This window comes from Pseudoalteromonas sp. P1-26, assembly GCF_001401795.1.
Classification (GTDB): domain Bacteria; phylum Pseudomonadota; class Gammaproteobacteria; order Enterobacterales; family Alteromonadaceae; genus Pseudoalteromonas.
In genome coordinates this window covers 14621-30115 of sequence record NZ_LKDX01000023.1, presented here as the reverse complement: position 1 = coordinate 30115, position 15495 = coordinate 14621, and the positions used below count along the sequence as shown (strand labels likewise).

The following is a 15495-nucleotide window of genomic DNA, read 5'->3' as shown; positions in this document are numbered from 1 at the left end:
CAGAGCAGGGCGGTTATAAAAACGTTTATGGTAAAATTTTCTCACCTTGCCAAAGGCTTTCTAAGGTTTCGCGTTGGCGAATTAAATGGCTTTGCTGACCATCCACCATAATCTCTGCAACACGCGGGCGTGAGTTGTAGTTTGAGCTCATAGTGAAACCATATGCGCCAGCGCTGCGCTGCGCTAAAAGGTCACCGGCTTGAAGTGCAAGCTCACGGTCTTTACCTAAAAAGTCACCGGTTTCACAGACAGGGCCGACAATGTCGTAGTTGTAAGTAGGCGTATCATCTGCGCGAGGTTCAACTGGTACAATACTTTGCCAAGCTTGATACAGCGATGGACGCAACATATCGTTCATGCCTGCATCAACAATAGCAAAGAACTTATCTTGGTTTTGTTTTATAAACTCAACTTTAGTAACTAAAATACCTGCGTTGGCTGCAATCGCACGACCAGGTTCAAAAATAAGTTCTAAATCTTGGTAGTCTGCTAATCGAGCGGTAATTTTATCAACATACTCGCTCGGGTGAGGAGGTGTTTCGCCATTATAAGGCACGCCAAGACCACCACCGATATCTAGGTGAGTTAGCTTGATGCCAACCGCTTTTAACTCTTCGATAAGAGTCAGTACTTTTTCAAGGGCTGCTAAGAAAGGTTTTATTTCCGTTAGCTGCGAACCGATGTGGCAATCTACACCGGTAATTTTTAAACCGGGTAATGATGCTGCATGTTGATACACAGTTACCGCAGTTTGAATATCAATACCAAACTTATTCTCTTTTAAGCCGGTTGAGATATAAGGGTGCGTTTTTGCATCTATATCTGGGTTTACGCGAATCGAAATCGGTGCCACTAAGTTAAGATCCGTTGCCACTTTTGAAATACGCTCAAGCTCAGCCACTGACTCAACGTTAAAACACTTGATCCCCAATTCAAGTGCATAGGCAATTTCGTCAGCGGTTTTTGCAACGCCAGAAAAAACAACCTTACTTGCGTCTCCGCCTGCTTGGATAACGCGCGCAAGCTCACCTTTTGAGACAATATCAAAACCAGACCCAAGTCGCGCTAAAATATTCAGCACGGCAATATTTGAGTTGGCTTTTACGGCATAGCACACCAAGCTCTTATGTGACTTAGCAGCTTCAGCGAATGCTAGATAATGACGTTCAAAGGTTTTGCGAGAATAGATATAACAAGGCGTACCATATTGTTCGGCAAGCTCTTTGACAGCGATGTCTTCAGCGAACAGCTGATTATTATTGTAGTTAAAAAAGTCCATCTATTGGTCCTGTTTTTGCTCTGGTTGTTCGGATGGATCAGCTTGCGGCTGAGACTTTGCAGGCGGCTTAGTATCATCTGGCAGATAAAGAGCACCACTTTGTCCGCAACCTGCTAGGGTTAGTAGAAGGGCGCTTAGAGGTAAAATGGTTTTTAATTTTTGGCTATGAGTCTCTTTCATTAGATTAATACGGTTGCTGGCTTTATAATCGCAGAGTAACAGAATATTTAAAAAATGCAGCTATTCGCGGATGAATTTATTCCTGTTACACTTGATGTACACAATCTGCCCCCAGATCTAGGCTTAAAGCCAGTTAAAGGACACTAAAATGACTGATCATGAATACCACACACTAGCCGATGCATTAATGCTAACTATTGAAGAGCAAATCGATGAATGTGATGCCGATTTAGACTATGAATCAGCGTCAGGTATTTTAGAAATCATCTTTCCTGATCGCAGTAAAATTGTGATCAACAAGCAAGCACCATTACACCAAGTTTGGGTTGCGACTAAATTTAATGGTCACCATTTTGAACTACGCGACGATAAGTGGATTGATAACCGTTCAGGTGCAGAGTTTTGGCAATTTATGTGTGATGCGGCAACTCGCCAAGCAGGTCAAACAATTGAATGGCGTTCTGAACTATGAGTTTAGAGTTTGTTGAGTACTCAGCACAAGGCGACCACAAAGCAACGGTTATCTGGCTACATGGTTTAGGTGATTCGGGTGATGGTTTTGCTCCCGTTGCACCGCAACTTGCTCTACCAAAAGAGCTTGGCGTACGTTTTGTGTTTCCACATGCGCCAATGCAGCCGGTCACCATAAATGGTGGTATGGCAATGCGTTCTTGGTACGATATTAAATCGATGGATTTAGATAAGCGTGCTGATGAGCAAGGAGTGCGTGAATCTGCTGCAAAAGTGGCAGCAATTATTGATCAAGAAATAGCAAATGGTATCGCCCCAAACAAAATTATTCTTGCCGGTTTTTCGCAAGGAGGTGTGGTATCGCTGCACTTAGCGCCACGTCTAGATTATAAATTAGCGGGTGTAATGGCACTTTCAACCTATATGTGTGTACCTGCAAAATTTGCTGATGAAGCCAAGCAGCAGGGGTTAAATATTTTTATGGCACATGGTCGATTTGACGATGTGGTACCGCATAGTGCAGGCAGACAAGCATTTGACGTGCTTAGCGCTAACAACATGGAAGTAAGCTGGCAAGACTATCCGATGGCGCACCAAGTTTGTGGTGAAGAACTGATGGCTATTCGAGAGTGGTTAATTGCTCGCTTGAGTTAATTTTTTGGTTTTAGAGGCCAACATGACAAAGAAACTTGTAATTACAGCAAATATGAATGCCGTTGAATCGGCAAGTTCAACACCGACAGCAGTGACTTACCAATGGCATTGGCGACGCATTTTTATGGTTAGCAGTGTTATCTTAGTAGCATTGGCTATTTTAGTGTATAGCTTTACTGGTGCTGTAAATGCTGAACAATCTCCGCAAGATGAACCGCAAGCAGAGTTTACAAATGCTGAATTACAAGCTTCTTTAAATGACGCTGAGCAAGAAGAGCCAAAAGAAGTCGATGCTTCGTTAATGAATGAGCAAACACCGCAGGCTGATAGCACAGAAACTACTAAAGCAGAGGTTGTGAGTTCAAACATTGTAGAACCTGACGTTACAACAGCAGAGACTGAGTTCGACAGTGAAGAGGTTGTTGATGAGCAACAACCTGAAACACCAGCTGTCACCCCTGATGGTGAAGAAGCACCACAAACTGAACAGCAAGTAGAGATTGCTGCTGCTCCTGATGCTCAGCAGCAGTTTTCGCAGTCAGCACATATTGCCAGTGTCGCAATTGGCGCTAAAATAGACACAGATAAAGTAAGCCGCGCGGTATTAACAACCGATGTTGTTGATCGAGAACCAGTAAACGTTTTAAAAAACGATGTAAAATTAGCGCAAATAAGCAATAGCCTGAGCTTTTTTAGCGAGCTTAGAAATATGCAGGGACAAGCTGTTCGTCACCAATGGTATTACCAAGGTCAACAGCTTGCTTCGATTGAATTGGCCGTAAGTAGTCCACGTTTTCGTACTTATTCAACGAAAAACATTATGCCAGAACAACTGGGTGATTGGCGTGTTGAAGTTATTGACGCAGATGGCAACTTACTGGCCCAAAAAGAATTTAGAATTTTAGCTGAGTAATATTTAGTATCAGCCTGATAATTAATTGGATTTTTCATGACACAGACAACAAAACTAGTTCGTATCGCTACCCGTAAAAGTGCACTTGCTTTATGGCAGGCTGAATTTGTAAAAGCTCAACTAGAGCACTTCCACGACGATGTAACGGTAGAGTTGGTTCCTATGTCGACGCAAGGCGATATTATCCTTGATACACCACTGGCCAAGATTGGTGGTAAAGGCTTATTCGTAAAAGAGCTTGAGCAAGCCATGCTTGATGGTCGTGCAGATATCGCGGTGCATTCAATGAAAGATGTGCCTGTTGAGTTTCCTGAAGGGTTAGCGTTACACACAATTTGTGAGCGTGAAGACCCGCGCGATGCGTTTGTATCAAACAACTACAAAAGCTTAGATGAGTTACCACAAAGCGCTATTGTTGGTACATCAAGCTTACGCCGCCAATGCCAAATTCGCGAAGCTCGCCCAGATTTAGACATTCGTGATTTACGCGGTAATGTTAATACTCGTTTAGCAAAACTAGATGATGGTCAATATGATGCAATCATCCTAGCTGCAGCGGGTCTAATTCGTTTAGAAATGCCTGAGCGTATTACAGCTTTTATCGAGCCAGAGGTATCATTACCTGCAAATGGTCAAGGTGCTGTGGGTATTGAGTGCCGTATTGATGATGAAGTGACAAAAGCACTGTTAGCGCCACTCGAACATAATGAAACACGTATTCGTGTTAATGCTGAGCGTGCTATGAATCGCCGTTTAGAAGGTGGTTGCCAAGTGCCAATTGGTGCATTTGCATTGGTTGATGGTGAGCAAGTGCATTTACGTGGTTTAGTGGGCGCTATTGATGGCAGCCAAATGCTGCGTGATGAAGTGACAGGCCCTGTGGCTGACGCAGAGCAGTTAGGTATTACACTTGCTGAAAAGCTACTTGAGCAAGGTGCTGATAAAATTTTAGCTGAAGTATATAGAGACGCTTAATATGCATATTTTGATAACTCGTCCAGAAGGAAAAGGCACTGAGCTTGCTCTTGAGCTTCAGCAGGCGGGTTATCAAACAACCCTGTGTCCAGTCCTTACCTTAGATTACCTCACCGTAAATAGTAGTGAGCTCGCGCCGCTAGAAAATGCCGATAAAATCATTTTTATCTCGCAAGATGCCGTGCATGCCTTATTAAAACTCACACCAACCATCAACAAAGCAGCGCAACTTTATGCGGTCGGTCAGCAAACGGCTGATGCGGTTTATGAAGCCTTTGGGCGACGAGCCGCAGTGCCCAAACAGCATGATTCAGAAGGTCTGCTTGAATTAAAAACACTACAAGATGTTGAACTAAGTAACATCGTTTTAGTGAAAGGTGAAGGTGGGCGCACGACCATAGCAAAAACCTTAAAACAACGTGGTGCTTTATTAAATCAGTTGGTTGTTTACAAGCGGAGCGCAATTGAGAGCGAACCGGGCAAGTGGATGGACCACTGGCAAACAATTGATGTAGAAGGTATAGTCATTACCAGTAATGCAGCGGTGGATGCCATTTTTAATGGCCTAAATGAGCCTCAGCTTGCATGGTTGAAAGAGCGACAATTTTTCGTTGCCAGTGAGCGTATCGCTGATTATTTAAAGCAACAGAATGTCGCAAGAACACAGATACATATTGCTGCAGGGGCGAGCGACAGCGCTATGTTCACCTGCATTAATCAGCAAGGTAGCAAAATGAGTGAAGCAGAATCAAAACAACCCGCAAAGCCAGTGACTGCAAAGCCAGAGAAAAAAGCGCAAACGGCAAATATTGGGGCGAAAGCGCCTGTACAAGCTAAAAGAGGCATCAGCAAAACAGGTAGCTTAGCGTTACTTATTTCACTTTTAGTGGCTGGTGCAGTTGGCTATGAGTTTTATCTAAAATTAAATAGCGATCAGCAATCGGCTGTGGCATTGACTGAGCTGACAGATGAAAACCTACGCTTACAGCAGCAAATTGATGCATTAAAAAGTGCCCAACAAACAATGCAGCACTCGCTTTATAACAGTGAACAAAAGGTCTCTGATGCACTAAATGAAAGTGCAGAGCAAACACAGCAGCAATTACAAGCGGCTTTAAAGCGCGCCGAGCAGCAAACTTTCACGCTTAATCCGCAAGAAGTCACAAGCCTGCAGCGTATGGCCGAGTTTAAATTGTGGGCAGAGCACGATTACCAAGGGGCTGCTGCTGTGCTATCTCGCTTAGATAGCTTACTTGCAGAACACCCGGGTACAGGCGCTATTCGCCAAGCAATTCACCAAGATTTACAAACCTTGAATGCCATAGAACCTGTGGCTGTTGAAGCAATTTATTTAAAACTGCATGGCATTAATCAAAAAGTTGATGAACTGGTATTTAATGCTATTTCACTCCCTGAAGAGGTCGTCAAAGAAGACCCAAATCAATTAAGTGAAAATGTGAGTGAGTGGCGTCAAAACCTTGCGAAGTCGTGGCAGCAGTTTAAAGACTTCTTTGTAGAAGTACGCACACGTGAAGATATGGTTATCGCACCATTTTTAAGTGAGCAAGAGCGTCACCTAGTAAAACAGCGCTTAAGTTTATACTTAGCTCAAGCACAAGATGCTGTATTAAGTAAACAAAGCAGTGTGTATTTTAGTGCTGTTGATGCTGCTCATAGCTTGGTAAAAGATTACTTCAAACAAGATGATGCGCAAACAAAAGCGGCCTTAAAAAGTCTTGCTGAGCTTTCGAAAGAGCAGCTCAATTTTAGTCCAAAAGTGTCATTACAAAGTACTGAGCAGGTGAAGGAGTGGGCACAATGATCCGCTTTTTATTAATCATTATTGCAATAGCAGTCTGCTTAGGGATTGCCCCTTTTTTTATAGATCAAAAGGGTTATGTACTAATTGCCTTTAATAAAACAACCATTGAAGGGACTATTTGGGGCGTTACTGCACTTTTAATATTGGCATTCGCTGCACTGTTTTTACTTTATAAGCTTTGCCGTTACGTAATATCTTTATATAGCCATACACGCCATGGTTTCTTTGCGCGCAGTGAAGAGCGTAAACAAGCGGCTATTGAGCAAGGTGTATGGAGCTTAATAAATAACGATTATACGGAGCTTGAGCTTGCACTTGATAACAACAGTGTTGCACAAAAGTGGAGCGATATACGTTTTGCGCTTCTAGCTAAAGCGGCACTGGCGAATAATGAAAATGAAAAAGCAATTAGCTATCTTGATAAAATAAGCCAAGATAAGCAGCTAAAGGTGGCTAATTTATGGATTGCTAGCGGCGAAACCAGCACTATTTTTGCTGACCTTAAAGCGTTAGCTGAACGCAAAAAAGCCTCTCGTTTAGAGCTTAAAATGTATGCCCATGTTTTAGTGCAAGAGCAAAAGTGGGCGGCACTTAATGACTTTATGCCACGTTTATTACGCAAAAAAGTACTTTCAGAGCAAGAGTGGCAACAATTGTTCGACCGTTACTTTGCAGCTCAGTCAAACGGGGATTTAACTGAGCGTTATGAGCAATTAGCCAAAAACTTGAAGCCACACGCAGAGGTAAGCTATTTAACGGCGATGGCGAAGGCAGGTGAGTTAAACAAAATTGAGCTAAGCTTAATTAAAATGATCAAAAAACCGCTACAGCATAAAGATTTAGCACGTATTTTACGTACTAGTAGCGCTGGCGATGCACTCAAGCTGCAATCAAGTTTGCAGGATGTATTAAAAAAAGACGCCGAAAATACAGACTTATTACTAGCCCTTGCATGTTTAGCTAATGCTCACGGTGAATACGACTTAGCCGCGCGAGTGTTTGATAAAGCGCTTAATGCAGATAATCGCCATGCTTATTTGCAGCAAGCGGTGCTAAGCTACAGTAAGAGTGCCCAACCAGAAAAAGCATTGGTACTCTATCAATAATTTTACTCCAGCCAGCAAAGGAGCGATGGCTTGAAGAACTTATTTACACTGACAATAAGCATTGCACTTGCTTACTTTCTTACAGGGTACTTAAGTAATTCATTGCTGGCGATTGATGGCTATGCGGTTGCAGCATGGCCGCCTTCAGGTATTGCGCTTGCCAGTATCTTGCTACTTAGAAATCGTGCCTTGCCAGGGGTTCTGCTAGGGGCATTCTTTGTAAACCTTATTCACCTTGATAAAGCCACTGATATTTTTCACTGGCAAATGATGCTGCAGGCAATTGGCGTAACAACTGCATCTACATTCCAAGCTTGGCTTGCCTATTACATTATCATTCATGTCGTTAAACGCCCGATTGAATTATCATCATTAAAGCAAAGTATGCTTGGTTTAATGATTGGCGGCCCTTTGTGTAGCTTGATTGCTGCATCAATTGGCACCGGCTTACTGGTAATTAACAATATTATTCCGAGTTATGCGGCGCTTAATAATTTTATCGCATGGTGGATTGGCGATAGCATTGGGGTACTGATATTCACGCCATTAATTTTAGCGGCATTTAGTTACCATCATACTCGCCAACGGCTGCAAATCATTGTGCCGTCGCTATTAATTTACGTGGTTATTTGTGTCAGCTTTTATGGTGCAGCCAGTGTAAAAAAAGACAAAGACTTACAGCGCCAGCAAGCTAAAGTCAGTGCTATTCACACGAACCTTGAACACCAAGTTGATGAAATTAAGTCGCACTTAGCCTTACTCGCAACTTTTTTTGCTAGTAGTGACATGGTTGATTTTGACGAATTTAAGCGCTTCACATCAAGGCAACTACAATACAGCGAAGAAATTCTTGCCCTTGAGTGGGCACCTAAGGTTATTCACTCACAACTAAATAATTATCAAAATTTACTGCGTGATGAACTGGGCGCTGACTATTATGTGAAAGAAAAAAATGCTGCAGGGCAGTGGCAGCCGGTGAGTAAGCGAACGGTTTATTTTCCGGTGCAATATATTCATCCTTTAGCAGGGAACGAACCAGCGCAAGGCTTTGATTTAGCCTCAAACGAGTTACGTAAACAAGCGTTAACTGACTCTCGGTTAATTAAGAATGTCACCGTCAGTGAGCCTATTACCCTGATGCAAGGTGATGGTAACGAAAAGGGCGTTTTATTCTTCAACCCAGTTTATTCAGACATTAATCACCAGGTCGGATTTAGAGGTTATGTTGTCGCCGTGGTCAATTTAGAAGTGTTAGCACAAACACTTAATTTTAATCAGAACACTGATATCGATGCCAGCTTCTATGACGTTACTGACGGCAGTAATCCTGTCGAAATTTACAGCCCACACCGTGTAGGTACAACAGCTATTGCGAGCTTCAACTTTATTATTGGTGAGCGCGTTTGGCAGGTAAAATTATGGGAATCAGTTGCACAGTCGTCATGGTTGCCTTATTGGTTGGCGCAAATAGTCGGTATGCTGTTTGTTTGGTTATTGATCACCTTTTTGATTTCTGTAACTGGTACTAATATTCAAATTCGTCAGCAAGTGGCAAAGCAAACTCAAAGCCTTCGCGAAGAAAAATTAAAAGCCGATAAAGCCAGCCAAATTAAAAGTGAGTTCTTGGCGAATATGAGCCATGAAATACGCACGCCTATTAATGGTATTAAGGGTTTGCATTATTTAGCAATGCAAGAGCCTGACTGGCAACAAGCCCGTGGTTATATTGATCAAGCCGATGGTGCACTGAATGTACTATTACGGGTAATCAATGATGTTTTAGATTTTTCTAAAATAGAAGCGGGGCGATTGGAGCTACATCAAGAACCAATAGATGTGAATGCGTTGGTTAGTGAGCTGACTAACTTATTGCAGTTTGAGCTTAACTCTCGCTCTTTAGAATTTAGAGTTGAGCTTGATGCTTCTGAACACCTACTTATCCATACCGACCCAATTCGTTTAAAACAAGTATTGTTGAATTTGTTAAACAATGCGGTGAAGTTCACTCAAGAAGGCACGATTACATTACGTATTTGGCAGCAGGGTGAATTTACTTATTTTAGTGTTATTGATACGGGTATCGGCATCAGTAAAGAGGCCCAGCAGCGACTGTTTAAACCATTCTCACAAGCCGATAGCTCAACCTCTCGTCGCTTTGGTGGCACAGGTTTAGGCTTGAGTATTTGTCAAAAACTCATTGTTATGATGGGAGGCGAGATAAGCCTAACTAGCTCTGAGGGGCAAGGTTCAACGTTTACAATTTCGCTGCCATTTGAGTCCCCTCTTGAAGAGGTGATTCATAGTGATGATGAGTTAGCTGATATCGATGTGACTGCTGTTTCATTTGCCAATGATGCAATTTTATTGGTTGAAGATAACCCATTGAATCAACATGTGGCGAGTTCGATTTTAAAAACTAAAGGCTGCCAACCTGATATCGCTAAAGATGGCCACGAGGCTATTAAGATGATCAGTGAAAAAAGCTATGACCTTGTGCTTATGGATATTCAAATGCCGAATATGGATGGCTTACAAGCGACTAAGGTTATTCGTAATAAGTTGCTGATCACCGATTTACCGATTATTGGCTTATCGGCAAATGCCCATGATGATGACCTTAAGAAAGGTTTAGCCAGTGGTATGAATGGTTATTTAACTAAACCAATTGATGCAGAAAAACTTTTTAAGACTTTGTGGCATTTTTTGCATAATGCTAGCAGCCATTAAAGCAGACATTTGACCTCTAAAAAGTAAATAAAATCATCTAAACTTGAAATATCGCCGTGGGTACGTATGATCCGCGCAAATTTACTGAACCTGAGTGCTAATTATGATCAATAACAAACTCCCTTTGCTTGATATTCACCGTCATCTAGATGGTAATGTTCGCCCACAAACGATCTTAGACCTTGGTCGTCAGTTTAATCTTGAATTACCTGCTGACAACATTGAAGCGCTTATTCCGCACGTACAGGTTATCGACCCTGAACCAAATTTAGTGGCGTTTTTACAAAAGCTAGATTGGGGTGTAAAAGTATTGGGTGATTACGATGCTTGTCGTCGTATTGCTATCGAAAACGTTGAAGATGCGATTGCCCAAAACCTCGATTACGTTGAGCTTCGTTTTAGCCCATATTATATGGCGCAAAGCCAAGGCCTACACCCGCAAGGTGTTGTTGAAGCAGTGGTTGATGGTGTAAAAAGTGCGTGTCATAACGCACCAATTAAAGCTAACTTAATCGGCATCATGTCGCGTACATATGGCACCAAAATCTGTCAGCAAGAGCTTGATGCGCTTCTTGCTTTTAAAAATGATTTAGTCGCGGTTGATTTAGCTGGCGATGAAATAGGTTTCCCGGGTGAGCTATTTGTTGATCACTTTAAACAAGTTCACGATGCATACTTAGCTGCCACGATTCATGCCGGTGAAGCGCGAGGTAGCGAAAGCATTTGGCAAGCAATTAACGAGCTTGGTGCAACGCGTATTGGTCATGGTGTAAAAGCGATTGAAGATGCTGCACTAATGGATTACTTACGTGATAATCGCATTGGTATTGAGTCTTGCTTAACCAGTAACATTCAAACCAGCACTGTTGCTGAGCTTGCAAAACACCCGTTAAAAACCTTCTTAGACCATGGTATTTTGGCATCAATTAATACTGATGATCCAGCAGTTGAAGGTATTGAAATAGCGTATGAGTATCAAGTAGCAGCACCTGCGGCAGGCTTAAGCCAAGCCGATATGGAAAAAGCGCAAGCTAATGCGCTTGAAATTGCTTATTTAAGCGATGCAGATAAAGCTGCTTTAAAACAGTTAGCTGTTAATCGTTAAGCAGCTAACTTACACTTGGTGCTCTTGGCATGAGACATAGTTTTCATACAATGCCTTGAGCACGTCTCCTCGGCTGATCATGCCAACAACCTTACCATCCTCGATAACCGGGTAGTTTTTTGGCTTTCCAGTTTGCATGCCATCTGCCAGTTCTATGATGTTTTGATCGCTACTTACCGTGACAACATCGGTGCGCATTAGCTGTTTTACCTTCACTACACCATCACAGAAATAACTGTTTTGCATGAGCGGTTGCAGCAGCTCTTGTTCAGAAATAAAGCCAACTAGGCTTTTGTTGTCATCGAATACAGGTGCGCCTAGTAATTTAAACTTTTGCAGCTCGCTAATCGCGGTGGTCATTTCAGTTTCAGGCGTAATGTGTGGCAACTTACGTTGCATAAAGTCTTGTACTTTTGTATTTAGCATTTGGGTCTCTCCCCATCGTTATTCTAATCAGAGTATGGTCAAGGAAATGCAGTTTGTGAAATCGTTTAGACGGATTAAGGCGATAGGTAAAACAAATAAAAAAGGCATCCAATTGGATGCCTTAAAAATAACCGGTATGAGTTAGTTATTTAATGAATGCAAATGCATCGGCGTACATGTTCTCACGTACCGCACCATGATTAATAAAATCATCGCGAACCACGCCAATCATGTCGAAGCGGCCTGCCATGTATATATCATATGGTTCTAAAGACACGATATCTTCCATAACAGCCTTGTGGACGTAACCGGTTTTGCCATTCCAGCTTTGCGGCGCATTTTCAACTACTGGAATGTATTGGAAATGTGGGTTGCTGTTTGCCCATGCTTGCATTTCATCATGAGCATAAAGTGCAGCTTCCTCACGTACACCCCAGTAAAATAATACAGGACGCTCACAGCCGATTTCAGCAAGGTGATCAGCCATTGATTTGGCATAAGAAAAACCTGTACCGCCAGCAAGTAGAATAATTGGGCGCTCACCCTCAACTCGCAGCTGTGATACACCTAAGCCTACTTCAACATTAACTTGCTGTTGCTCTGTATGAGCTTGACGTAAATGGTCAAGCGCTTGCATTGCATACGAATCAGCACCCGCGGCACCAATATGTAGTTCAATCTGTTCAGTTTGCGACGGGCGGCTTGCAATAGAAAAGGCACGCTTATCTTTTTCGCCTAATACAAGTTGCATATATTGGCCTGCCTCGAATGACACAGGTTGCTGTGGTTTCAAAATGACCTTATGTACATGGTCTGTAAGCGGGCTGATCGCAACAACGTCAGCGAGTAGTGTTTGCATAGTTTACCTTTATAAGCACAGAAGCAAATTCGGTTATGAATCGCACTCATAACCGTTAAATTTTGAGCAGTTTAACATAGTCACAGCCTAGAGAATATCTAAGCTGTCCCATAATTCATCAACACGTTCTTTGATTTTTGGATCCATGACAATGGGCTCACCCCATTCACGATCTGTTTCGCCAGGCCATTTATTAGTCGCATCCATGCCCATTTTTGAGCCAAGGCCAGAAACTGGCGATGCAAAATCTAAATAATCAATTGGCGTGTTTTCGATCATCGTCGTATCGCGAGCAGGGTCCATACGTGTGGTAATGGCCCAAATTACGTCGTTCCAGTCGCGTGCGTTTACATCATCATCGCAAACAATCACGAACTTGGTATACATGAATTGACGCAAGAAAGACCACACCCCCATCATTACGCGCTTAGCATGACCCGGGTATTGTTTTTTCATGGTGACCACAGCCATACGATAAGAACAGCCTTCAGGTGGCAGATAAAAATCTACAATTTCAGGGAATTGCTTTTGCAGAATTGGTACGAACACTTCGTTCAGAGCAACCCCGAGTACTGCTGGCTCATCTGGTGGACGGCCAGTGTAAGTGCTGTGATAAATTGGGTTTTCACGATGTGTAATGTGAGTGACCGTCATCACCGGAAACTCGTCTACTTCGTTGTAGTAACCGGTGTGATCGCCATAAGGGCCTTCTGGTGCTGTTTCACCCGGCATAATATAACCTTCAAGTACGAACTCTGCGGTAGCAGGCACTTGTAGGTCATTTGAAACCGATTTAACAACTTCAGTCTTACTACCGCGTAGTAAACCAGCAAATGCATATTCGCTTAGGGTGTCTGGTACTGGTGTTACAGCGCCTAGGATTGTCGCAGGATCGGCACCTAATGCGACAGATACAGGGTAAGGTTCGCCTGGGTGCTCTTTACACCATTCACGAAAATCTAATGCGCCACCGCGGTGCGATAGCCAACGCATAATAATTTTGTTTTTACCCAATAGCTGCTGACGGTAAATACCTAAGTTTTGGCGCTTTTTATAAGGCCCTTTGGTAACCGTTAGACCCCATGTGATCAAGGGAGCAGCATCACCTGGCCAGCAATGTTGGATAGGTAACTTAGTTAAATCAACATCATCGCCTTCAAGTATAACTTGCTGACAAGGCGCTTTTTTTACTTCTTTAGCTGGCATATTCAGTACTTGTTTGAATACTGGGATTTGCCCTAGTGCCTCTTTAATGCCTTTTGGTGGCTCAGGCTCTTTTAGAAAAGCTAATAACTTACCCACTTCGCGCAGTTCACTAACATCATCTTGCCCCATGCCCATTGCAACGCGCTTAGGCGTACCAAAAAGGTTGGCAAGAACGGGAATAGTGTGGCCTTTAGGGTTTTCGAATAACAGAGCTGGGCCTTCGGCACGTAAAGTACGGTCGGCAATTTCGGTCATTTCAAGGTAAGGATCAATTTCTTGTTTGATCCGTTTTAATTCACCTTTTTGTTCTAATAACTCGATAAATTCGCGAAGATCTTTGTATTTCATTATAGCCGCTTAAACGCTGAATAAACTGTCGCTATTATACTCAAAACCACTGATTAAGCTAATTTCGCAAGCAAAGCTTTTGCTATTACTGAGTTAAGCTACATTGGTACTTTTTACCTTTTAAAATCAGCATGGCTTCATCGCCTTTAGACCAAAACAGCACATTATCGGCACTGTATTTAACCCCTGAGCCGCTTACTTGGCGATTGAGTAAAAATTCACTCTCCTTAAATGTCAGTCTTGCTTCCTCATCACTGTATTCAACAATACTGGCGCTGAGGGTCTCATCGCACAGATAATTGCTTGGTGCACTTTGCTCAGCACACGCGCACAAGGTAACTAAAGCGAGCCCTGAGAGAAGTGGTTTAATCATAGAAACACCTCTATTTTTGAATGAGCTATAAGCCTAACAAAGAAAAATTAACCGTTGGTGAAAATGGCAGGATAAGTTATGTTGATAGTGTATTTAATGGGCAAGGAACCACCATGGCAGGCACAAATTTACTAACCTTACTTGATGATATTACAACACTTTTAGACGACATTGCGACGATGAGTAAAGTCGCAACAAAAAAAACAGCAGGGGTGTTAGGTGATGATCTGGCTCTTAATGCTCAGCAAGTCACAGGGGTAACTGCCGATAGAGAGTTGCCTGTGGTTTGGGCTGTGGCAAAAGGCTCGTTTATTAACAAAGCCATCTTAGTGCCCGCAGCATTATTGATTAGTGTTTGGTTGCCTTGGTTAATTACTCCGCTGTTAATGGTTGGCGGGCTGTTTTTGTGCTTTGAAGGTGCAGAGAAAATTATCGAAAAGCTGTTTGGTTATGCTCAACAAGAAGATGAAACTCTGGCTGAACAACAAGACTTACAAGAATACGAAAAGCAAAAAGTGAAAGGGGCGATCCGCACTGATTTTATCCTCTCAGCAGAAATTATCGTGATAACGCTAGGCACGGTTGCTGGCGCTACACTGGTGAATCAAGCTTTAGTGCTTAGTGTAATAGCAATTATTATGACCATTGGCGTGTATGGGTTAGTTGCAGGGATTGTTAAACTAGATGATGCTGGTTTGTATTTACTGCAAAAAGCGCAGCAAAGTGGCGGTAAGTTTAAAGAGTTAGTAGGTAAGTTTTTACTTGCTGCAGCGCCTAAGTTAATGCGCTTTTTAGCCTTTGCAGGAACGGTTGCTATGTTTTTAGTTGGCGGAGGCATATTGGTACATGGGATCCCCGTTTTACATCACGCCCAGCAAGGCAGCACAGAGTTTATTACGGGTTTACTTGGTAAAACGGGTGAGCTGGCTACGCCGATTATATTTGATGGTTTATTAGGCGTTATTGCCGGGGTTATCGTTGTGTTAGTGGTTGAACTTTGGCACAAAATTCGTCGCTAAATAGCATCCATTATTGGGTTGTTTTGTTAAAT

Annotated in this window: 15 protein-coding genes; 9 read left to right on the top strand and 6 right to left on the bottom strand. The window is 42.7% G+C overall.

The window, feature by feature from the left end; translation table 11 throughout:
• Window positions 1-25 precede the first annotated feature (25 nt).
• Window positions 26-1279: a diaminopimelate decarboxylase gene (lysA, locus tag AN394_RS12435; RefSeq protein WP_054563682.1), complete on the bottom strand. Its 1254-nt coding sequence runs from the start codon at window positions 1277-1279 to the stop codon at window positions 26-28.
• A complete protein-coding gene (gene lptM, locus AN394_RS12430) occupies window positions 1280-1459 on the bottom strand; it encodes an LPS translocon maturation chaperone LptM (RefSeq protein ID WP_054554660.1) in 180 nt (59 codons plus the stop codon).
• 148 nt (window positions 1460-1607) lie between these two features.
• Here lptM and cyaY point away from each other — a divergent pair, with 148 nt between their 5' ends.
• The 8 genes from cyaY to add all read left to right on the top strand — a co-directional run bounded on the left by cyaY (window position 1608) and on the right by add (window position 11232).
• Window positions 1608-1931 carry an iron donor protein CyaY gene (gene cyaY, locus AN394_RS12425; RefSeq protein WP_054554661.1) on the top strand — a complete coding sequence of 108 codons (324 nt, stop codon included), beginning with the start codon at window positions 1608-1610 and terminating at the stop codon, window positions 1929-1931.
• Entirely contained in the window at window positions 1928-2584 is a 657-nt protein-coding gene (locus tag AN394_RS12420; protein ID WP_055021653.1) for an alpha/beta hydrolase, read from the top strand. Before cyaY ends, AN394_RS12420 begins: the two co-directional genes overlap by 4 nt.
• A gap of 22 nt (window positions 2585-2606) precedes the next feature.
• Window positions 2607-3497: a DUF2914 domain-containing protein gene (locus tag AN394_RS12415; protein WP_055021652.1), complete on the top strand. Its 891-nt coding sequence runs from the start codon at window positions 2607-2609 to the stop codon at window positions 3495-3497.
• Window positions 3498-3533: 36 nt separating this feature from the next.
• The gene (hemC, locus tag AN394_RS12410) at window positions 3534-4472 is read left to right on the top strand and encodes a hydroxymethylbilane synthase (RefSeq protein ID WP_055021651.1); all 939 of its coding nucleotides are present in this window, start codon (window positions 3534-3536) and stop codon (window positions 4470-4472) included.
• A 1-nt stretch (window position 4473) separates the two neighbouring features.
• Window positions 4474-6294, top strand: a complete 1821-nt coding sequence (locus AN394_RS12405) for a uroporphyrinogen-III synthase (protein ID WP_055021650.1) — start codon at window positions 4474-4476, stop codon at window positions 6292-6294.
• Window positions 6291-7400, top strand: coding sequence for a heme biosynthesis HemY N-terminal domain-containing protein (locus AN394_RS12400; protein ID WP_055021649.1), 1110 nt, complete (start codon window positions 6291-6293; stop codon window positions 7398-7400). The genes AN394_RS12405 and AN394_RS12400 overlap by 4 nt, the downstream gene beginning before the upstream one ends.
• Window positions 7401-7430: 30 nt before the next feature.
• The gene (locus tag AN394_RS12395) at window positions 7431-10127 is read left to right on the top strand and encodes a CHASE domain-containing protein (protein ID WP_054563676.1); all 2697 of its coding nucleotides are present in this window, start codon (window positions 7431-7433) and stop codon (window positions 10125-10127) included.
• A gap of 103 nt (window positions 10128-10230) precedes the next feature.
• Complete coding sequence (add, locus tag AN394_RS12390) at window positions 10231-11232, top strand: adenosine deaminase (protein WP_054563675.1); 1002 nt, start codon at window positions 10231-10233, stop codon at window positions 11230-11232.
• Window positions 11233-11241: 9 nt separating this feature from the next.
• Here the strand turns inward: add and AN394_RS12385 are convergent, their stop codons facing one another.
• The 4 genes from AN394_RS12385 to AN394_RS12370 all read right to left on the bottom strand — a co-directional run bounded on the left by AN394_RS12385 (window position 11242) and on the right by AN394_RS12370 (window position 14444).
• The gene (locus AN394_RS12385; RefSeq protein WP_054563674.1) at window positions 11242-11658 is read right to left on the bottom strand and encodes a CBS domain-containing protein; all 417 of its coding nucleotides are present in this window, start codon (window positions 11656-11658) and stop codon (window positions 11242-11244) included.
• A 145-nt stretch (window positions 11659-11803) separates the two neighbouring features.
• Complete coding sequence (fre, locus tag AN394_RS12380) at window positions 11804-12517, bottom strand: NAD(P)H-flavin reductase (protein ID WP_054563673.1); 714 nt, start codon at window positions 12515-12517, stop codon at window positions 11804-11806.
• Window positions 12518-12604: 87 nt separating this feature from the next.
• Window positions 12605-14071, bottom strand: a complete 1467-nt coding sequence (ubiD, locus tag AN394_RS12375; RefSeq protein WP_054554671.1) for a 4-hydroxy-3-polyprenylbenzoate decarboxylase — start codon at window positions 14069-14071, stop codon at window positions 12605-12607.
• Window positions 14072-14156: 85 nt separating this feature from the next.
• The gene (locus AN394_RS12370; RefSeq protein ID WP_054563672.1) at window positions 14157-14444 is read right to left on the bottom strand and encodes an MliC family protein; all 288 of its coding nucleotides are present in this window, start codon (window positions 14442-14444) and stop codon (window positions 14157-14159) included.
• Window positions 14445-14557: 113 nt separating this feature from the next.
• On the opposite strand from AN394_RS12370, the gene AN394_RS12365 reads away from it, so the two are divergent.
• Entirely contained in the window at window positions 14558-15463 is a 906-nt protein-coding gene (locus tag AN394_RS12365) for a DUF808 domain-containing protein (protein WP_054563732.1), read from the top strand.
• Window positions 15464-15495: the final 32 nt, after the last annotated feature.